Origin of the sequence: Amycolatopsis sp. NPDC051372, from assembly GCF_040682095.1 — a bacterium.
Taxonomy (GTDB): Bacteria; Actinomycetota; Actinomycetes; order Mycobacteriales; family Pseudonocardiaceae; genus Amycolatopsis.
Genome location: NZ_JBFBAF010000005.1, coordinates 26260 through 44225, shown reverse-complemented (window position 1 = coordinate 44225; position 17966 = coordinate 26260). Strand labels below are relative to the sequence as shown.

The following is a 17966-nucleotide window of genomic DNA, read 5'->3' as shown; positions in this document are numbered from 1 at the left end:
GATGGCCCAGTACCCGTGCCCGTGCTGTGGGCACCTGGTGTTCGAGGAACCGCCGGGCTCTCATGCGATCTGCGCCGTGTGTTTCTGGGAAGACGACGCGATCCAGCTGCGGTGGCCCGACTGGCGTGGCGGTGCGAACCGCTCTTCCCTGATCGAGGCCCAGCGGGTGTACGCCGAGCTCGGGGCGATGGAGCCTGGCTTCACCGGCCGCGTACGCCCGGCCACTGCGTCCGAACCGATCGACCGAGGCTGGCGCCAGGTTGATCCCGCCGTCGACGACTTCGAGCCTCGGGATGTCAGCGACGAGCCGTGGCCGGCCGACGGAACCTCGCTCTACTGGTGGCGGCCGGACTACTGGCGTCGACGCTGACGGCCGCTGTCACATCCGCGCGGCCCGTCTCGTTCCTCCGTCAGCACCGACGAAGAGGAGACGACCATGCCCCGCATCCCGGCGAAGCGCACCACCGAGGCCGGCCCGCTGCTGAAGCTGATCTACCGGTTCGCCGGGAAGCGCTTCGGCGCCGTGCCCGAGCCGATGGCCGTGGTGGCCCACAACCCCGGGCTGCTGCGCGCGACCGTGGTCCACGAGCTGATGGCCGAGAAGGCGTCGAAGCGGCTGCCCGCCAACGTGCGCGAGCTGGCGGTGTACCGCGTCGCCACGCGGATCGGGTGCTCGTGGTGCGTGGACTTCGGCACGATGCTACAGCGCCACGAAGGCCTCGACATCGAGCGGCTGCGCCACATCGACGACTACGCGACCTCACCCGCGTTCTCCCGCACCGAGCGGCTGGCCGTGGCCTACGCCGACGCCATGTCGGGGGCGCAGGTGAGCGTGACCGACGAGCAGGTGGCCGAGCTCGAAGCCGAGTTCGGCCGCGCCGGCGTGCTGGAGCTGACCTACCAGATCGCGCTCGAGAACTCCCGCGCGCGCATGAACAGCGCGCTCGGCATCGTCGACCAGGGCTTCACCTCGGGCGACGCGTGCCGGGTGCCGATGCCGTGACCGCCAGGTGTCCCGGCCCGGCAATTCGAGTGCCCGCTCCGGCCTGAAGGTGTTTCATCACCACCGTGGCCGTCGAACTGAGCACACCGGACGCCGGCCGGCTCGGCGACGTCGTCCGCGCCCTTCGCGCCTGGCAGCGCGACACCGCGCCGATCCAGCTGCACCCGGGCGACCTGGGCTGGCACTGGCAGTTCGGCGCGGACGCGATGGCGGCGGCGGTGCGGACCTGGAGCCGGGACGGACAGCTGCTGGCCATCGGGTTCCTGGACGGTCCCGACGTGGTTCGGATGACTGTCTCGCCCCGGCCTGGCGCGAGGAGGAGCTGGCTCACCAGGTCGTCGCGGACGTGTCCGAACCACGACGTGGCGTCCTGCCGGCGGGAAAGGCCTCCGTCGAGGCACCGGACGGCACCCGGGTGCAGGAGCTGTTGTCCGAGGTCGGCTGGAGCGCCGGCGAGCCGTGGACGCCGCTGCGCCGCGACCTCACTGCGCCGGTGGACCAATCGGGTCTGCGGGTCGAGGTCGTCGGGCTCGGGCAGGAGTCCGAGTTCACCGCCGTCCACCGGTCGGCGTGGGGCCGCCCGCGGTTCACCGACGAGCTGTGGCGCGCGATGACGGCCGGGCTGCCGTACACCGACGCACGATGTCTGCTCGCCCGCGACGGCCAAGGGGTTCCGGTGGCGGGGGTGACGATCTGGTCGGCCGGTCCGGGGAAGCCGGGGTTGCTCGAACCGATGGGCGTCCACGCCGACCATCGCGGGCGCGGCTACGGCCGGATGATCTGCGTCGCCGCGGCGGCCGAGCTCAATAAGCTGGGTTCGTCGAGCGCGCTGGTCTGCACCCCGAGCTCCCGTGCCGCCGCCGTCGCCACCTATGAGTCGGCCGGTTTCCGGCGCCTTCCCGAGCGGCTGGACCGAACGCGAGGCGCCTGAAGCCCGATGACGCTCAGTCGCTCGAGTTCGCCGACCCGGGACGCGTGATGTGCGTGAGCTTGTCGGGGTTCACGATGTCGTAGATGGCCACGATGCGGCCGTCGCGCAGGCTCATGGACTGCACGTGCTCGTCGACGGAGAGGAACCCGTCGTGCCCGGGCATCGGCGGGAGCCAGAGGCCGAGGTCGCCGTTGACGAGGATCGGGGCGCCGCGGCTGATCACGCCGGGCTCGTACTTCTGGATCAGGCCCAGGAAGAAGCGCGACAGCTTGTCGGCGCCCACCATGATCTGGCGTGTGGTGCGGCCCTTGCCGTCGGAGTCGCCGATGAGCACGACGTCCGGGTGCAGCACCTCCGCCATCGCCCGGATGTCGCCGGCCAGCAGTGCGGTCACGAACTTCTCCAGCACCTGCTGCTGCTCCGTGAGCTCGGCGCGCGGCGGCGGGTCGGCGCTCTCGAGCGCGCGCCGGGCCCGGGAGCCGTGCTGGCGGGCGGCGTCGGGGGAGCAGCCGAGGATCCCGGCGATCTCCGCGAACGGCACGGAGAACGCGTCGTGCAGCACGAACGCCACGCGCTGCTCGGGCGTGAGCTTGTCGAGCACCACGAGCGCGGCCATGCGGATGCCGTCGTCGCGCACGGCTGCGTCGAGCGGATCCTCGCTCACCGGCGCGCCGAACGGCGTCACGATCGGCTCGGGCAGCCACTGGCCCACGTACTGCTCGCGCCGCGCGGGCGCCGAGCGCAGCCGGTCGAGGCAGATGCGGCCGACGACGGTGGTCAGCCAGGCCCGCAGGTCGCGGATGCCGGCGCGCCCGGCGTCGTCGAGCGCGGCCAGGCGCAGCCACGCTTCCTGCACGGCGTCTTCCGCGTCCGAGCGGGTGCTCGTGAGCCGGTAGGCCACCCCGATCAGGTGGCCGCGGTGGGCGGCGAACTCCGCAGCGAGGTCGTCGAGTGCCGTCGGTGTGCGCATGAGGCCGAGTGTGCCGCAAAGCCACCGGGGAGGGAGAACTATTGTGGATACCGTGGCAGGACGGATTCGGGAGAGCGACATCGCGGAGGTGCGTGAGCGCAACCGGATCGACGAGGTCGTCGGGGAGTACGTCGCGCTTCGGCGCGCCGGGGGCGGCAGCCTGAAGGGGCTGTGCCCGTTCCACAACGAGAAGACCCCGTCGTTCAACGTGCGCCCCACTCACGGCACGTTCCACTGCTTCGGCTGTGGCGAGGGTGGCGACGTCATCAAGTTCATCCAGAAGATCGACCTCGTCTCGTTCGTCGAGGCGGTCGAGCGGCTGGCGGACCGCGTCGGCATCCGGCTGAACTACGAGGGTGGCGGCGGGAGCGTGCAGCGCGACCGCGGCACGCGTTCGCGGCTCATCGAGGCGCACCGCGCGGCGAGCGAGTTCTACATCGAGCAGCTGGTGACCGATGAGGCCCGCGCCGCACGCGACTTCCTCTCCGAGCGCGGGTTCGACGCCGCCGCGGCCAAGCAGTTCGGCTGCGGCTTCGCCCCGGGCGGCTGGGACAAGCTGACGAAGCACCTGCTCAACCGCGGGTTCGAGGTCAAGGAACTGCTCGCGGCGGGCCTGTCCAAGGAGGGCCAGCGTGGCCCGATGGACCGCTTCCACCGGCGGCTGGTGTGGCCGATCCGCGACGTCGGCAACGACGTGGTGGGCTTCGGCGCGCGGCGGCTGTTCGACGACGACCGCATCGAGGCGAAGTACCTCAACACCTCCGAGACGCAGATCTACAAGAAGTCGCAGGTCATGTTCGGCCTCGACCAGGCCAAACGCGAGATCGCGAAGCGCCACCAGGTGGTGGTGGTCGAGGGCTACACCGACGTGATGGCGATGCACGCGGCCGGGGTGCCGACGGCCGTCGCGTCGTCGGGCACCGCGTTCGGCGAGGACCACATGAAGGTGCTGCGCCGGCTGATGATGGACGACGACGCCTTCCGCGGCGAGATCGTCTTCACCTTCGACGGCGACGCGGCGGGCCAGAAGGCCGCGCTCAAGGCATTCGAGGGCGACCAGACCTTCGCCGGGCAGACCTACATCGCGGTGGCGCCCGACGGCATGGACCCGTGCGAGCTGCGCATCGCGAAGGGCGACGCGGCCGTGAAGGACCTCGTCGCGCGCCGGACGCCGCTGTTCGAGTTCGTGATCAAGAGCACGCTCAAGCAGTTCGACCTCGACTCGGTCGACGGCCAGGTCTCGGCGCTGCAGAAGACCGTGCCGATGGTCGCGGCCATCAAGGACCGCGCGAGCCGCGACGGCTACGCCTCCAAGCTCGCGTGGTGGGTCGGCTGGCAGGACGTGGCGCAGGTCGTGAACCGCGTGCGCGGCGCCGCCGGGACGGCGGCCAAGCGCGGCGGCCAGACGCCGCAGCTGCGTCAGCCCGCCTCCCGGCAGGCCGCCGCGCCGGAGCCGGCTCCGGAGAAGCAGGACCTGCCGCGGCCCGCCCCCGGCGACCCGCGGTTCATGGGCCAGCGCGAGGCGCTCAAGGCCGCACTTCAGCAGCCCGCGATCGCCGGGCCGGAGTACGACTCGCTGCCCGAAGAGGCGTTCACGCACCCCGTGTACGTGGCCGTGCACCTGGCGTTGCTGAAGGCCGGCGGCGCCGCGTCGGGGCTCACCGGCTCGGCTCTGCTCGACGCCGCGACGCAGCACTGTCCGGAAGGGACGGTGCGGCGCGTGCTGAGCGAGCTGGCCGTGGAACCGTTGCGCGCCTTGGGAGAAGTGGACTCGCGCTACATTTCCGGCGTGCTCGCGGGAGTGCAGGAGAGCCTCGTCGGCCGCCAGATCGGCGAGATCAAGTCGAAGCTGCAAAGGCTTTCGCCGGTCGAGGCGCCCGACGACTACCGCGCGCTGTTCGGCGACCTCGTGGCGCTGGAGCAGTACCGCAAGTCGCTGCGCGAGCAGGCCGCGTCCGGATGGGACTGACATGGGCTGGCTGAACCGTCTGATGGGCGGGGGACTCCCCGCGGACTACCCGGGCGAGCTCGCTGCGGGCGAGAACGTGATCGCGGTCGCGGGCGTCGAAGGCGGCGGCGAGCTCGTGGTGACCAGCCTGGGCCTGTGGATCCCCACCGAGGGCGCCCCCCGGCGCGTCTACTGGCACCTCGTGGCCAAGGCCGCGTGGGGCGAGGGCGTCTTCGAGCTCACGGAGTCCGAGGAGACCGGGGAGGCCGGCGCCGTGATGGTGGTCGTCGACCGCCCGCCCGTGCGGTTCCGGCTGCCGGCGCCGGGCAAGGTGCCGCCGCAGGTACGCCTGCGCGTCGACGGCTCAGTGCGCTCGCGCCACCGCCACGACTTCGGCACCGGCGGCGGCGCGTGGTTCGTGCAGCGCAAGGTCCCCGGCCGCGACGGCACGGTGCTCCAAGTGCGCCCCGACCCGGGCACCGACCCGGCGCTGGTGGAGGCGATCGCCGGGGAAGTCGCCGAGAAGCTGGCCAATCCGGGGGAGTAAGCAGTACGCTCGTACTCAGTACGGGCGTACGGTTTAGCTTTCGGGAGGTTCGCCATGTGGGATCCGGCCAAGTACCTCGACTACGCGGACCTTCGGGCCCGCCCCTTCTATGACCTGATCGGGCGAATCTCGTCCGACGCGCCCCGCCGCGTCGTCGACCTGGGCTGCGGCCCGGGCAACCTCACGCTCGACCTGGGCCGGCGCTGGCCCGGCGCCACGCTGGAGGCCCTGGACAGCTCGCCGGAGATGGTGGACGCCGCCCGCTCTCGCGGAGTGGACGCGCACGTCGCCGATGTGCGCGAGTGGGCGCCGCACCCGGACACCGACGTGGTGGTCTCCAACGCGGTGCTCCAGTGGGTGCCGGGCCACGACGACCTGCTGCGCCGCTGGGTCTCGCAGCTGCCCTCGGGTGCCGTGCTGGCCGTGCAGGTGCCGGGCAACTTCGGTGCCCCGTCGCACCGCATCACGCGCGAGCTGGCGGCCTCCCCGGCGTGGTCCTCGCGCCTGGCTTCCCTCGTTCTGCGGGAGAACGAGGCGGTGTCGTCGCCCCTGGAGTACGCCTCCCTGCTGGCCGACGCGGGCTGCCTCGTCGACGCCTGGGAGACCACGTACATGCAGCGCCTGGCCGGCGAGAACGCCGTGCTGGAGTGGATCACCGGCACCGCCCTGCGCCCCATCCGCGCCGCCCTCCCGGACGACGACTGGACGTCCTTCCGCGCCGAGCTGGCCCCGCTCCTCGACGAGGCCTACCCGCCCCGCGCGGACGGCACGACGTGGTTCGAGTTCCGTCGCATCTTCTTCGTCGCGCGGATCCTCTGACGTTTCCGGGCGCGCTCACGGACCCCCTTGGGCGGTACGCGTGCGGCTCAGCGCCCCCGGCCGAACTTCTCGCCGACCTTGGCGCGCGCCACTCCCGCGGCGCCCTGGACCATCGGGTGGTCGATCACCTTGCGGTAGGTGCGCACGATCTGCTCGTACCGTCCCCGGCCGGCCTTGGTCCCCAGCACGTATCCCAGACCCACGCCCAGCAGGAACTTCTTCATCAGCGGCCACGCCTCTCGTTCGTCGGACTCCCGACTCTCCATTGTCCAGCAATCCGGCGCCCCCTGGGCGTGATCCGCGAAGAGGGGCCCCCTGTTCGGGTGGCGCAGGCGGTGCGCTAAAGTTCTTTCCATCGCGCCGGACCTCCGGCGCACAACTGAATACGATCCCCTGTAGCTCAACTGGCAGAGCATTCGGCTGTTAACCGGAGGGTTCTTGGTTCGAGTCCAAGCGGGGGAGCATAGGCCCAGGTCACAGACCTGGGCCTCTTTACTTTTCTAGGGGTTCGCGGGCGTGCTGTCCAGGAACTGTCCAGGAATCCGCGCGTCATCAGCCGGTGGCCCTCGTGTCCAGCTCTTCCATCGCTTCCGCCGTTCGGGTGTTTCCCACGCGCTTCCGGCGGTAGTGCCGCTCGACCACCGCGGGGGTGTTTCCGAGCTGGTCGGCGATGTCCGTTGTGGGAAGGCCGGCCTCGTCCAGGATCGTCGCCACGGTCTTCCGGAACACGTGCGAGGTGACCCATCCGTAGCCGACTGCCGTGAACGCCTCCTGGATCCGGTTGACCATCGTCGACGGGTCGAGCCACTCGGCGCCGAACGCCGGGAACAGCGGACCCGCCCCGGCGGTCAGCTTCAGGCGGCGCCAGATGAACGCCGACCAGTCGGGCACTGTGAGCACCAGCTCGCCGTTGTTGCCCTTCCGGTACCGCATTCGCACGATGCCCTTGCCCGGTTCGCGCACGAGGTGCCACCGGATCGTGACTGTCTTGGCATCGGGGTCGATGTCCTCGCCTGTCAGTGCGAGCAGCTCGCCGAGCCGCACGCCGGTCGAGAGCATGGTCTGCACGAGCTCCGGTAGCTGGAACCAGATCCGCGCACGGGCGCCGAGCGACCGCCCCTTCCGGTCCACGCTGCGCTTCTTCGCGAACGCCGCCAGCTTCACCACCAGGTCGACGCGCTGCTCCGCCGTCAGGGCGACGATCTCCTTCTTTTCCGGACGGTGCAGCCGGCCGACGTTCTTGAACGGGTTCGAGGTCAACGCCCCGTACAAGATCCCAAATTCGCAGATCTTCGTTCCCACCGTGCGGAGACTCTTGGCCGCGTCGTAGCTGCGCTCGGTCAGGCACCGCTTCACCAATCGGTCGCATGCCCGCGGGTTCTGCTCGACCTCCCACGCCTGCAGGCTCCCGAGCGCTGGTTTGATCCAGTTCCGCACGTAGCCCTTCCACTGCCGGGGCGTGTCCGGCGATCGACCCGCGAGCCGATACTCCGTCTCCAGATCCGACATCCACTGATCGGCGAGGGTGCCGAAGCGGATTTCCCGGGTGATCTCGTCGCTCTTGATCTCCGTTGAGATGTCGGCGAACTTTGCCTTCAGGTTGTTCCGTGCGTTCGTGGCTGATGTGCCCATCGCGCGCACACGCTGAGACTCGCCGTTTGCCAGTCGGATCCGGCCAGAGGCCTCCACCCGCTTCGGCCCGACCTCCCGTGTGCTGATGGCGCCATACGTGCCGACCGGCGCCGGTCGTCTCGGCACGGTCAGCTCCGTTCGCCGCGGCGACGGAGGAAATCAGAAATCCGGACCGGCCCTGTGCACAGTGCGGAGTCCTCGTCCTTGCGTTGCTCGGGCGCGGTGAACCCGAACTCACGGAACATATCGTTGATCTCCTTGTGTTTCTTGTCGTCGACAACCCTGAGCACGGCGGCTGTGCATTCGTGGATCACAGTGCGTAGTTCTTTCGTCTGCTGGGCTGCACGCGCGTCGGCGGCGTCCTTGACCTCGCGAGTCGCCAGCGCAATCCCGGCTAGTACCCACAGGCCAAGCCCGGAGACGCGTGCGATCGCTTGGAAATCGCCCGGCAAGATCAAGAATCCCTTGTCCTCCAAGCGAACCGCGGCGTCCGCGATCACGACGGCGGAAGTGGCCGCAGCGAGGACTACGAACCAGAGGAAAAGTCTGGACATGGGGGGCGCTCCTGTCGTACGTCGTGCCAGATGTCGCATCCCCGGAGATACTTCTTACTCCGTTCCAACACGGAGAGTCGGAATTGCCGCCCAAATGGACTAGATGACTAGCTCGCGTGACGCGGAGAGTTATTGTGAGGATTTTTCGGAACTGAAGCGTCGGCAATCCGCCTTTGCAACGCCGCCATTTCTTCGCTGAGCCTCTGCACAGCGGCGCGCGCAGCGTCGGGACCGTAGTCTGAGTAGACATCGGGGATGAGGTCCAGGCGCCGGCGGATCTGCTCCGCCAAAGCTGTCAGGTCGTCCTCTGTCGGTTCCTCGACCAACGGCGCTGGCTGTTCGACGTGCTGCTCGGTGGGCTTGCCGCCTGCGTACATCTCATCGATACTCCCGTGTTCCCAGAGTAGGGCGCGCTCGAGCCGCACCTTCGTCTTCGATCCGACTGGGATGCCGCGCTCGGCGTCGGCAACCATGCGAGTCGAGCTGGCCGCGGCTGTCGCCAGTGCTTCCTGGCTTGTGTAGCCCAGCGCGATACGCCGGGTACGGATCATCCGTCCGGCGTCAGCGTGCGGGAAGTGGGGCACGCCGACAGTCTTCCGCATAGTTTCGCGAAGTCCAAGTGTGCGCGTGGGCGGCCGTGTGTCCGCTGGCCTGCTAGATCGCATAGTTCCGCACATTAACGCATGGCGTAAGTCCTGACAAGCGGTGCAAGTTCCGACTTTCGCGAAGTCCGACCTTGCGAAACTATGCGAAACCGCATACTCTTGCCGACATGCCGAAAGTCAACGGACCCCTCCTCCGGCGGACCCGCCGCAGCCGTGACATGTCGGTCGACGACGTCGCTCCTCACCTCGAAATCTCGCCCGGAACGCTGCGCAACATCGAGAACATGCGTGCCGTGGCCTCGGAGCGACTCATCGGCCGCATCGCCCGCTTCTACGACCTCGACGAGGTCGAAGTTCGCAAGGTTCCGCAGAGCCCCCGCCTGCCCTGCGTCAGGAAGTCCGCGCCGATCAAGACACAGGAGGTGGCATGACCACCAGCCAGGCGGAAGACGAGCCCAGCGGCTCCACCACCCACCCGACAGGCGGAGCGGGCTCCGGTCCGAAACGCGACAACGACCACGCCGTCGACTTCGCGCTCACCGCCGAGGAGGCCGCGAAGGCGTTGCACATCCCGTACCGGACGTGCCTGGCCGCTATCCACTCCGGCCGTCTCGGCGCTGTGAAGGTCGGCCGCTACTACATCGTGCCGATCCCCGAAATCCATCGGCTGCTCGCGTCGGCAATCCAGGCCGACGCCGCGTAAATGTGCAGGGAGAAATCATGCAGCACACCGTCACCCTCGAACCGTTGACCGCCGACCTCCGCCGTGCCGCCGCGTTGCAGTCCGCGCCGCACCCGCTCGCCGTCGTCGAGCGCACGGACGGCCACCTCGTTCGGGTCTGCGGCACGTTCGCCGATTCCGACACGGGCCGCGACGTCGCCCGTTCCTACGCCCGCACGCTCGGCGCCACGTTCGACGACGCGAACTCGGTTCCCGTGCGCCGGCCGCTGCTCGCCCGCCTGGCGGCGTTCCTCGGCCGTAACCGCGAGGCCGCCCCGATCACCAGCCGCGAGGCCGAGCGCGCCTACGAGCGGGGCGGCATCGGCTTCTTCACCTTCTGACCAGCAGTACCAGCACAAAAAGAAGCCCGGTGCTGTGAACACCGGGCCCGATCAAGAGGAGTAGCCCTCATGACCAGGAAGCATTCTGCCAGACGGTACGGGCAGCACAGCCTGTCCGTGGCTGGCCGGGTGGACTTCTACCGCCTGTACCAGCGCGAGTGCGGCCAGCTGTTCTCGACGGCGGGCCTGTTTGGCGTGCTGCGCGCGGTTTGGCGGGCCGCCTGATGGCCGAGTTGACCGCAGCGCGCGACCTCCCCGCCCGCGGGGACCTACTCGCCGCCATGCTCGCCGCCTTCCGCGCCGACGTCGACAGCGTGCCGTTCCCGGAGTTCCCCGGGCATATGCCGACGCAGCCGACGTTCCGCGTCGTCGTGCCTCGCTTCCCGCGCCTGGCCGCGGCTACGCGGTGGGTCACGACGGTGGGTGCGGCGACGGCTGCCGCCGGCTGCTTCGCCGCGGCCGCCGTGCTGACCGTCGCCTCGGAGCTGGGGGTGCGGCCGTGAACGACTTCGACACCGTGCGCGCCGTTCTCGACCACGCCGCTGCGCACATGGGGATCCCGAACCGGGCCGCCACCGTCGCCATCGCGGGCGCGCCGACGGTTCGGCTGCGCGACGACGACGTGTCCGCGTTCCGGGCGTGGGTCGCGAGCCTCTCGCAGCACTCGCCGGTGCACAGCGAGCTCGGCGCGAACCGCGCGGTGCTCTCCGTGGTTGGTCTGATCCGCTGCGGCCGGCGCGTGTCCGTGACCGTGGATGTCCGCGCAGATCTGTTGCGACGCAACGAGTTGCAGGGGTTCGTGTCGCCTCACGAGCTGGCGCTGTTGGCGCCGATGGGGGTGTCGTGATGGGCCGGATCGAGCGGATGGCCGAGCACGCGAAGCAGGACGTCAAGACGTCGAACGCGTTGGAGCGCGAGGCGAAAGAGGCCGAGGCCCAGAACACCGAGCAGCCGGAGGACACCCCGCGATGACCGACAACCAGAAGCCGCTGCACGTCCGCCAGGCCGAGGGGCTGCGCGTGCTTGCCGACATGATCGAGCAGAACCCGGAGATCGCTGAACTGGCGTCGTACGGCCTTCGCCAGTTCTACACCTTCCACTCGCACACAGCCGCCGACCACGCGCTGCTGGCGAAGCTCGGCCTGCGGTACGGCGCGAAGGTCGACAAGGACATCAGCGACAAGCAGTACAACCTCGAACTCAGTTTCGCCGACGGCGCCGTAGTCGCACATTCGTTGGCGTCACGGGAAGACGTGTGCGAATGGGTCGAGACCGGCACAGAGACGGTGACGAAGTCGGTGCCCGACCCGTCCGTCGAGGTTCCGATGGTCGAGGTGACCGAGACGATCACGATGGGCGAGTGGCGTTGTCGCCCGCTGCTGGCCGCACAGTCTGATGCGGCGGTGACGGCGTGAGCGAGGAGCGCGAGAACTACCGCAGGGCCGTGCTGGACAACCTTCGGGCGGGGCTGATTCCGGCGCCGACTGAGCCGTCACTTGCGCGGTGTGTCGACGAGTACGTGATGCTGACGTACGACGTGCTGCTCGCCGATGTTGCTTCGTTGGCGGCGCAGTTGGCGGATCGGAACCGCGCGTACGGGCGGGCGTCGGCGACGATCGGCCAGTTGCGTGCGGAGAAGGCGCGGCTGCTTGTCGAACGCGCCCAGGAGCACCACGCCGTTCCGGGCTTCCTGGACGGTGACTTGCTCGCCGATGTGTTGGCGACCAGCGCACCGCCGGAGTGGACGGTGGAGGCGGCGCGGACGCACGCGGAGAGGAATCTGCGCGCGGTTGCGCAGGCCGGGTTCCGCGTGCTGCGCGGCCCGGCGCACGAGGTGTGGCCGGCCGCCGAGTCGGAGCAGCGCGAAGAGGTGGCCGACCCGCCGTTCGCGCCGGAGATGGGCATGATCCTGGCCCGCCGGGGCAGCTTCGGCGGCGCACGCAAGGTGACGTCCGTGTGGCCGAACCCGGATGCGCGGCACGGCCTCGACGTGTTTCTCGACGAGGGCCGGGTGACGGCAATCGGGCCGATCGACCTCGACGAGTGGGAGCCCGTCCGGCTCGCGATGACGCCGGAGCAGCTAGACGAGGTGCGGGAGGTCTCGGAGCGGAACGCTGCCCAGCAGCTGGCCGAGCTGTCCGGAAAGGACGGTGCGGCGTGAACGACGACATCGGCGCGCGATTCGAGCGGAACACAGCCGACCACGCGATGACGGTGCTGCACGACGACGGGCTGTATCGGCACCTGCGGTTCCAACAGGAGGTGTGGCGCCCGCCGTTGGCGAAGCCGCGGCTGTCGTCGATCTACTGGTTCGACCTGATCACCGTGCCGGGCGCGCTGATCTTCCAGGGAGACGGCGAGAGCTTTACCTTCCGACGTGCCGAGGACATGTTCGACTTCTTCCGTCGATCCGCGTGGGAGGGGCGGCCGAACCTCGGCTACTGGGACGAGAAGGTCACCAGTGCCCAGAGCGTGCTGAAGAAGTACGACGAGGACCTGTTCGTCCGGATCATGCGCGAGCACTACGTCGAGTTGATCCGGGACGGCAAGGTGCCGTCCGGCACGAGCAAGGCGCTGCTCGCCCACGCCGAAGACTACGACCTGATGTTCGAGGACCAGGCCCGCGGGATGCTTGACCACTTCGAACACAAGGGGTTCCGGTTCCACGACACGTGGGAGTGGAACTTCCGGGACTACGACTGGTGGTTCGTGTGGGCCTGCCACGCGATCGTGTGGGGCATCCGCCAGTACGACGCGGTGAAGGCCGGCCGCCCGGCGCCCGGCCACGCGCCGCGCGAGGTCTCTGTCGAGCTGCCAGCGGCGGTGGCGTGATGTCGCAGAACAGCAAGATCGAGTGGACGGACGCGACGTGGAACCCCGTCACCGGGTGCACGAAGGTGTCGGCCGGCTGCGACCACTGCTACGCCGAGACGCTGCACGAGCGGTTCAACGGCAAGGGCAGCTTCGCGACGGTGACGCCACACCCGGAGCGGCTGGAGAAGCCGTTGGGCTGGCGGAAGCCACGCCGGGTGTTCGTGAACTCGATGGCTGATCTGTTCCACGACGACGTGCCCGACGAGTTCATCGCGATGGTGTTCGCGGTGATGGCGCTCGCCCCGCAGCACACGTTCCAGGTGCTGACGAAGCGGCACGGCCGGATGCGCAGCTTGCTCAGCGACCGGTGGTTCATCGACGGTGTGCTCCCGCACGCGGTCGACCAGCGCACGACGGACGACTACGAGTTCCGGTATCCGCTGCCGAACGTGTGGCTCGGGGTGTCCACCGAGGACCAGAAATGGGCGGACATCCGGATCCCGGCGCTGCTTAACACGCCGGCCGCGGTGCGATGGATCTCCGCTGAACCGCTGCTCGGGCCGATCAACCTGTCCGCGTACTGGCTGCACGGTGAACCTGGATGGGGCCCGGAGTATAGGGAGCCCACCAGCCCAACCGGGCTCGTCGTGCAGGACCTCGTGTCGATCAAACCAGCCCTGGATTGGGTGGTCGTCGGCGGCGAGTCTGGGCCGGGTGCCCGACCGATGCACCCCGCGTGGGCACGGTCGTTGCGCGACCAGTGCGAGGCGCCGCGCGTGCCGTTCCTGTTCAAGCAGTGGGGCAAGTGGTGCCCGCCGGCGCGCGAGTTCGGGCAGTCACAGTACGACCACGTCACCAACGAGGACGCGTGCCAGGTCGTCTCGATGGCCGGTGACCTGCTGGGCCGCCCGTGGCCCGGCTGGGCCGTCCAGGACATCACCCGCGACGCGCACGTGATGCGGAGCTACCGCAAGACAGACGCCGGCCGTGTGCTCGACGACCGCACCTGGGACGAGTACCCGGCGGTGATCGCGTGACGACCACCGAGCGGCCGCACGGCCGCACAAAGTACCTGAAGGAGCGTTGCCGCTGCTCTGTCTGCCGTGCCGCGAACAGCCGCTACGAGAACATGCGGAAGCTTCGGCCGACAACGCTGGTCGATGCCGGGCCCGTGCGCGAGCACGTCAACATGCTTCGTGAGCACGGCCTCGGCACGCGCCGGATTGCCACACTCGCCGGGATGCCGCGGCAGAACATCCAGGCACTCCTGTACGGCAAGCGGCCGACGAAGCGCATGCGACCGGAGGGCGCCGCGCGGATCCTCGCGATCAAGCCTGGTACCGACGAGCCGACGTCCGGCGCTCGGATGGACGCTTGCGGGGCTCGCCGCCGACTGCAGGCACTGGTGTCTAACGGATGGTGCTATCGCGAGTTGGCTGAGCGTCTCGGCTGTAACGCTGGCCACGTCGGAAAGCTGATGCGCGCGGGTCGCCTCCGGTACTCCACCGTGACCCGCATCAAGCGGATGTTCGACGAGCTGTGGGACGTGGCTCCGCCGGAGAACACAGTGGAGCAGCGCAGGGCCGCCGCTCGTGCACGCAGCCACGCGGTTGCTTGTGGCTGGGCACCGGCGATGGCCTGGGATGACGACACCATCGACGACCCCGATGCGGCGGCGGAGGGTGCTGGCTTCATCGCCCACGGCAGGAAGTTGCCTCCGCTCGACGAACTTCAGTGGCTGCTCGAAAGCGAATCGGAACGGGCGATCGCACATCGCTTCGGAGTGACGGAAGCAGCCATCTACCACGCGTTGCGGAGGGCCGCATGACCAGCACACAGCTGTCGCTTGTGGTCGTCGCCGGACTGGCCGGCGTCACGTACCGACAGGCTGACTACTGGTGCCGCAAGGGCTTCATCGTGGCGCCGTCTCTGGGTTCTGGGAACCACCGCGAACTCAGCTCGGACGAAGCCGCGGTGCTGCACACCATGGCGCGGCTCGTCGCGGCCGGTCTAGCGCCCGACGCCGCCGCCCGGGTGGCGCGCCAGGGCGACGGGCGCGGCCGCTACGAGCTCGCTGACGGAGTCCACATCACTCTCGTCCCTCCAATCCTGAAAGGACCGTCCGTTTGACCGGCCACCCCGCTGTCCTGCTCGTCGTCGTCGCCGTTGCGCTCGCCGGCCTCGCCGTCCTGGTGCTCGTCGACAAGCGCCGCCCGCTGCGCCACCTCGACGACCAGCCGCCCACACAGGTCAGCACCGACCTCGACCAGATGACCAATGAACGCATCGCCGCCGAATCACGGCTTCACCGGAAGGCCCGCTGATGACCCACCTGTTGCACGCCGTCGATGTGCCCGCAGCAGAGTTCCCGCGGTTCGTCGGAATGCTCAGCCGCAACGGCTACACGCTCGCCGACGTCGAAACCGCGCCGAGCCAGGCGCCGCACCACCGCGTCGTGTCCGTGCGCACGGTTGCCGACGAGTCGGGTCTTTCCGAGCGCGAACTCGAGGTGCTCACCGGGATGGCAGAGGGCAAACGGAACAGGGAGATCGCCAGGGCCCTGTTCCTCTCCGAGGACACCATCAAGACCCACGCGCGGAAGATCTTCAAGAAGCTCGTCGTCTCCGACCGCGCCGCGGCCGTCGCCGAGGGGTACCGGCGCGGCATCCTCGGCGGTGTCCGATGACCGCACCCGACCAGCCGACCGTGACGTTCGAGGCGGCCGTCGCCGCGTCCCTCGCCGGCCGCGACCCGGGCCGCGAGTTGACGAAGGCTGAGCGCAAGGCCGTGGCCGAGACGCTGCACGGCAAGGGTTTCACGAACCGGGCGATCGCGTTGCACCTCGGCGTCACCGAGAGCTACGTGAACCGCGTCCTCGCCGGTCGGCCCGTCAAGAAAGGCCACCAGTGAGCCTCATCGAATACCCGGACGTGATCCAGGGCTCCGACGAGTGGCACGAGCAACGCCGCGGGATCGTCACTGCGTCCGTCGTCGGGCAGCTCGTCACGCCGAAGGCCTTGAAGATCGCGGCCAACGACAAGAGCCGCAGCATCGTCGCGCAGCTCGTCGCCGAACGAATCACCGGTTACACCGACCCCACCTACGTCAGCGACGACATGCTGCGCGGCGTCGAGGACGAGCTACGAGCGCGCGACCTGTACGCCGAGGTGTATCAGCGGCCCGTCCGCGAAGTCGGGTTCCTCCTGCGCAAGGAGGACACGTGGCAGTTGGGCTACTCGCCCGATGGGCTCGTCGGTGACGACGGGCTGATCGAGGTGAAAGCACCGCGCGCCAAGGGACACCTGTCCACGATCCTCGCCGGCCAAGTGCCCCCCGAGTACATGGCGCAGTGCCAGGCCGGGCTGCTCGTGTCCGGCCGGGAGTGGCTGGACTTCATCTCGTTCTCGGGCGGGATGCCGATGTGGCACAAGCGAGTGCACCCGGACCCGGCGTGGCAAGAAGCAATCGTCGCAGCCGTCGAGCAGTTCGAGGCGACGGCCGCCGAGATGGTCGCGGACTACGCCGGCAAGACCGAGGGACTGCCGGCCACCGAGCGCATCGTCTACCAGGAGATGAGGATCTGATGGACCTCTCCGACACCATCGCCCCCACCAGCGACCAGCTCGACGCGGTCGACCTGCTGGCTGGGCCGCGCACGTTCACCATCGAGCGGGTCAGCCCGGGCAACGCCGAGCAGCCCGTCAACATCAAGCTCGCCGAGTTCCCGCGAGTCTGGCGGCCAGGGAAGAGCATGCGACGCGTGCTCGTGGCCTGCTGGGGACCCGACGCGACAGGGTACGTCGGGCGTCGCGTCACCCTGTACTGCGACCCCACGGTTCGGTTCGGCGGGCAGGAGATCGGCGGGACACGGATTTCCCACCTGAGCCACCTGGAGAAGCGGAAGCAGGTGCCGCTGCTGGTGTCGCGCGGGAAGAGCGCGATGTTCGTGGTGGAGCCGCTCGGCGAGACGCCCGATATGCCGGAGCAGGTCGACTGGGACGCCAGGATCGCCGAAGCCGCTGGCGATGTCGATGCGCTGAAGGCGCTCTACAAGCTCGCTGGCCGTCTGGAGCCGAACAATCGCGCGCTCGGCGAGCGGATCGCGAAGGCCGGCAAGGACGCGGCTGCCGCGACGAGTGCATCCGCCGATGGCGAGCCGAACGACTACCTCCCGAACGATCCCGACCTCACCGCGCCGTGAGCGCACACCAGATCACTACCGAAAAGGACCACCACATGAAGCTCGAACTCGACCTGAACCAGCTGCTCGGCATGGAGTACGACGAGGACGGCGAGCCCGTCGGTCGCCGCCAGCTTCGCGACGAGGTCGTGGCCATCGCCGCCGCGACGCTCGTCAAAGAGGTCCGCGACGACGCGAAGCGCAGCGTCCGCGAGAACGTCGAGTCGACCGTTCGCGACGAGATCGGCGCGATCGTCCGCAAGGCGCTCTCCAAGCCGATCCAGCAGATGAGCTCATGGGGCGAGAGAAAGGGCGAGCCCACCACCGTCCTGGAACTGGTCCGCACCCAGCTCGAAGCGTTCCTCTCCAACACCACCGAGAGCCGTGATCGCTACGGCAACGAGAAGCCGGCGAACCTGCGCCAGCTCGTCGAGCAGGCCACGCGCGAAGTGATCTCGAAGGACATGCGCGAGGCCGTCAACGAGGCGAAGGCGGGCGTCACCAACGAAGTCACGCAGCGGGCGCTCAAGGCCGCCGTCGAGACGCTGACGCAGGGGCTGAAGCCGTGAACGCGCAGGAGCACGTCCAGGAGTCCGAGTGGTGGCTCGTGCACGGCGAGGCCGCATACAAGGAGTTCGAGCGGGACACGGCGCCGCGTGATGCGTCGCTGCTGCGCCGCGCCGAGATCGCGGCCAAGTTCGCCGCGGCGCACGCCGCCCTGGCCGCGTCCCTCGCGGTCGACGATGTTCCGCCCTACGAAGTGCCGGCGCCGAACGGCGCCCCGATCCCAGTGTCGCCCGCCCCCTTCCCCCCGCCACACCACGGCGGGCGGCACTGACGTGGCTGGCCGGGGGCGGGCTCACCCCTCGCCTGGAGCCCCCGGCCGGCCACACCCCAACGA

General features: G+C 69.2%; 30 protein-coding genes, 1 tRNA gene and 1 pseudogene. 27 read left to right on the top strand and 5 right to left on the bottom strand.

Going from position 1 to position 17966, the window contains the following annotated elements; genetic code table 11:
- Nucleotide 1 precedes the first annotated feature (1 nt).
- The 3 genes from AB0M56_RS09410 (at nt 2) to AB0M56_RS09400 (ending at nt 1934) form a co-directional block, all read left to right on the top strand.
- Complete coding sequence (locus AB0M56_RS09410; protein WP_364172811.1) at nt 2-370, top strand: CPCC family cysteine-rich protein; 369 nt, start codon at nt 2-4, stop codon at nt 368-370.
- Nucleotides 371-436: 66 nt separating this feature from the next.
- Nucleotides 437-1003 carry a carboxymuconolactone decarboxylase family protein gene (locus AB0M56_RS09405; protein ID WP_364172808.1) on the top strand — a complete coding sequence of 189 codons (567 nt, stop codon included), beginning with the start codon at nt 437-439 and terminating at the stop codon, nt 1001-1003.
- Between the two features lie 346 nt (nt 1004-1349).
- Nucleotides 1350-1934, top strand: coding sequence for a GNAT family N-acetyltransferase (locus AB0M56_RS09400; protein ID WP_364172806.1), 585 nt, complete (start codon nt 1350-1352; stop codon nt 1932-1934).
- A 13-nt stretch (nt 1935-1947) separates the two neighbouring features.
- Here AB0M56_RS09400 and AB0M56_RS09395 read toward each other — a convergent pair whose 3' ends face one another.
- A complete protein-coding gene (locus tag AB0M56_RS09395) occupies nt 1948-2904 on the bottom strand; it encodes a sigma-70 family RNA polymerase sigma factor (protein WP_364172803.1) in 957 nt (318 codons plus the stop codon).
- 43 nt (nt 2905-2947) lie between these two features.
- Between AB0M56_RS09395 and dnaG the strand changes: the two genes are divergently transcribed.
- Genes dnaG through AB0M56_RS09380 form a run of 3 tightly spaced genes read left to right on the top strand, consistent with a single transcriptional unit; the run spans nt 2948 to nt 6218 of the window.
- The gene (dnaG, locus tag AB0M56_RS09390) at nt 2948-4873 is read left to right on the top strand and encodes a DNA primase (protein WP_364172800.1); all 1926 of its coding nucleotides are present in this window, start codon (nt 2948-2950) and stop codon (nt 4871-4873) included.
- 1 nt (nt 4874) lies between these two features.
- Nucleotides 4875-5399 carry a hypothetical protein gene (locus tag AB0M56_RS09385; protein WP_364172797.1) on the top strand — a complete coding sequence of 175 codons (525 nt, stop codon included), beginning with the start codon at nt 4875-4877 and terminating at the stop codon, nt 5397-5399.
- A 54-nt stretch (nt 5400-5453) separates the two neighbouring features.
- A complete protein-coding gene (locus AB0M56_RS09380; protein ID WP_364172795.1) occupies nt 5454-6218 on the top strand; it encodes a trans-aconitate 2-methyltransferase in 765 nt (254 codons plus the stop codon).
- A 47-nt stretch (nt 6219-6265) separates the two neighbouring features.
- On the opposite strand, the gene AB0M56_RS09375 is transcribed toward AB0M56_RS09380, so the two are convergent.
- Nucleotides 6266-6484, bottom strand: coding sequence for a hypothetical protein (locus AB0M56_RS09375; RefSeq protein WP_364064724.1), 219 nt, complete (start codon nt 6482-6484; stop codon nt 6266-6268).
- Between the two features lie 123 nt (nt 6485-6607).
- Here AB0M56_RS09375 and AB0M56_RS09370 point away from each other — a divergent pair.
- Nucleotides 6608-6680: transfer RNA gene (locus AB0M56_RS09370), tRNA-Asn, on the top strand.
- A gap of 90 nt (nt 6681-6770) precedes the next feature.
- Here AB0M56_RS09370 and AB0M56_RS09365 read toward each other — a convergent pair.
- From AB0M56_RS09365 to AB0M56_RS09355, 3 genes are all read right to left on the bottom strand, one after another.
- The gene (locus tag AB0M56_RS09365; RefSeq protein WP_364172792.1) at nt 6771-7850 is read right to left on the bottom strand and encodes a tyrosine-type recombinase/integrase; all 1080 of its coding nucleotides are present in this window, start codon (nt 7848-7850) and stop codon (nt 6771-6773) included.
- 128 nt (nt 7851-7978) lie between these two features.
- On the bottom strand, nt 7979-8404 hold the full coding sequence (locus AB0M56_RS09360; RefSeq protein WP_364172789.1) for a hypothetical protein: 426 nt from the start codon (nt 8402-8404) through the stop codon (nt 7979-7981).
- A gap of 107 nt (nt 8405-8511) precedes the next feature.
- Complete coding sequence (locus tag AB0M56_RS09355) at nt 8512-8988, bottom strand: hypothetical protein (protein WP_364172787.1); 477 nt, start codon at nt 8986-8988, stop codon at nt 8512-8514.
- A gap of 188 nt (nt 8989-9176) precedes the next feature.
- Here AB0M56_RS09355 and AB0M56_RS09350 point away from each other — a divergent pair, with 188 nt between their 5' ends.
- The 20 genes and pseudogenes from AB0M56_RS09350 (at nt 9177) to AB0M56_RS09255 (ending at nt 17903) form a co-directional block, all read left to right on the top strand.
- A complete protein-coding gene (locus AB0M56_RS09350; RefSeq protein WP_364172784.1) occupies nt 9177-9440 on the top strand; it encodes a helix-turn-helix transcriptional regulator in 264 nt (87 codons plus the stop codon).
- Complete coding sequence (locus AB0M56_RS09345) at nt 9437-9712, top strand: excisionase family DNA-binding protein (RefSeq protein WP_364172782.1); 276 nt, start codon at nt 9437-9439, stop codon at nt 9710-9712. The genes AB0M56_RS09350 and AB0M56_RS09345 overlap by 4 nt, the downstream gene beginning before the upstream one ends.
- 17 nt (nt 9713-9729) lie before the next feature.
- Entirely contained in the window at nt 9730-10071 is a 342-nt protein-coding gene (locus AB0M56_RS09340; protein WP_364172779.1) for a hypothetical protein, read from the top strand.
- Nucleotides 10072-10140: 69 nt separating this feature from the next.
- The gene (locus tag AB0M56_RS09335; RefSeq protein ID WP_364172776.1) at nt 10141-10296 is read left to right on the top strand and encodes a hypothetical protein; all 156 of its coding nucleotides are present in this window, start codon (nt 10141-10143) and stop codon (nt 10294-10296) included.
- Complete coding sequence (locus tag AB0M56_RS09330) at nt 10296-10574, top strand: hypothetical protein (RefSeq protein ID WP_364172773.1); 279 nt, start codon at nt 10296-10298, stop codon at nt 10572-10574. The genes AB0M56_RS09335 and AB0M56_RS09330 overlap by 1 nt, the downstream gene beginning before the upstream one ends.
- A complete protein-coding gene (locus tag AB0M56_RS09325) occupies nt 10571-10918 on the top strand; it encodes a hypothetical protein (protein ID WP_364172770.1) in 348 nt (115 codons plus the stop codon). Before AB0M56_RS09330 ends, AB0M56_RS09325 begins: the two co-directional genes overlap by 4 nt.
- The gene (locus AB0M56_RS09320; protein WP_364172768.1) at nt 10918-11043 is read left to right on the top strand and encodes a hypothetical protein; all 126 of its coding nucleotides are present in this window, start codon (nt 10918-10920) and stop codon (nt 11041-11043) included. The genes AB0M56_RS09325 and AB0M56_RS09320 overlap by 1 nt, the downstream gene beginning before the upstream one ends.
- Entirely contained in the window at nt 11040-11486 is a 447-nt protein-coding gene (locus tag AB0M56_RS09315) for a hypothetical protein (protein WP_364172765.1), read from the top strand. The genes AB0M56_RS09320 and AB0M56_RS09315 overlap by 4 nt, the downstream gene beginning before the upstream one ends.
- Nucleotides 11483-12232: a hypothetical protein gene (locus tag AB0M56_RS09310; protein ID WP_364172762.1), complete on the top strand. Its 750-nt coding sequence runs from the start codon at nt 11483-11485 to the stop codon at nt 12230-12232. The genes AB0M56_RS09315 and AB0M56_RS09310 overlap by 4 nt, the downstream gene beginning before the upstream one ends.
- Nucleotides 12229-12903: a hypothetical protein gene (locus tag AB0M56_RS09305; protein ID WP_364172760.1), complete on the top strand. Its 675-nt coding sequence runs from the start codon at nt 12229-12231 to the stop codon at nt 12901-12903. The genes AB0M56_RS09310 and AB0M56_RS09305 overlap by 4 nt, the downstream gene beginning before the upstream one ends.
- Nucleotides 12903-13922, top strand: a complete 1020-nt coding sequence (locus AB0M56_RS09300) for a phage Gp37/Gp68 family protein (protein WP_364172757.1) — start codon at nt 12903-12905, stop codon at nt 13920-13922. Before AB0M56_RS09305 ends, AB0M56_RS09300 begins: the two co-directional genes overlap by 1 nt.
- Nucleotides 13919-14713, top strand: a complete 795-nt coding sequence (locus tag AB0M56_RS09295; RefSeq protein WP_364172754.1) for a hypothetical protein — start codon at nt 13919-13921, stop codon at nt 14711-14713. The genes AB0M56_RS09300 and AB0M56_RS09295 overlap by 4 nt, the downstream gene beginning before the upstream one ends.
- Nucleotides 14710-15015: a MerR family transcriptional regulator gene (locus AB0M56_RS09290; protein ID WP_364172752.1), complete on the top strand. Its 306-nt coding sequence runs from the start codon at nt 14710-14712 to the stop codon at nt 15013-15015. The genes AB0M56_RS09295 and AB0M56_RS09290 overlap by 4 nt, the downstream gene beginning before the upstream one ends.
- The gene (locus tag AB0M56_RS09285) at nt 15012-15209 is read left to right on the top strand and encodes a hypothetical protein (protein ID WP_364172749.1); all 198 of its coding nucleotides are present in this window, start codon (nt 15012-15014) and stop codon (nt 15207-15209) included. The genes AB0M56_RS09290 and AB0M56_RS09285 overlap by 4 nt, the downstream gene beginning before the upstream one ends.
- A gap of 164 nt (nt 15210-15373) precedes the next feature.
- Nucleotides 15374-15571 (top strand): annotated as a pseudogene (locus tag AB0M56_RS09280) (LuxR C-terminal-related transcriptional regulator); the annotation flags it as partial.
- On the top strand, nt 15568-15795 hold the full coding sequence (locus AB0M56_RS09275; protein ID WP_364172746.1) for a hypothetical protein: 228 nt from the start codon (nt 15568-15570) through the stop codon (nt 15793-15795). The pseudogene AB0M56_RS09280 and the gene AB0M56_RS09275, both read left to right, overlap by 4 nt.
- Nucleotides 15792-16469 (top strand): lambda exonuclease family protein, encoded by a 678-nt coding sequence (locus AB0M56_RS09270; RefSeq protein WP_364172743.1) that lies wholly within the window; start codon nt 15792-15794, stop codon nt 16467-16469. Before AB0M56_RS09275 ends, AB0M56_RS09270 begins: the two co-directional genes overlap by 4 nt.
- On the top strand, nt 16469-17086 hold the full coding sequence (locus AB0M56_RS09265; RefSeq protein ID WP_364172741.1) for a hypothetical protein: 618 nt from the start codon (nt 16469-16471) through the stop codon (nt 17084-17086). Before AB0M56_RS09270 ends, AB0M56_RS09265 begins: the two co-directional genes overlap by 1 nt.
- A gap of 35 nt (nt 17087-17121) precedes the next feature.
- Nucleotides 17122-17634: a hypothetical protein gene (locus tag AB0M56_RS09260; RefSeq protein ID WP_364172739.1), complete on the top strand. Its 513-nt coding sequence runs from the start codon at nt 17122-17124 to the stop codon at nt 17632-17634.
- Nucleotides 17631-17903 (top strand): hypothetical protein, encoded by a 273-nt coding sequence (locus AB0M56_RS09255; protein ID WP_364172736.1) that lies wholly within the window; start codon nt 17631-17633, stop codon nt 17901-17903. Before AB0M56_RS09260 ends, AB0M56_RS09255 begins: the two co-directional genes overlap by 4 nt.
- The last annotated feature ends 63 nt before the right edge of the window (nt 17904-17966 follow it).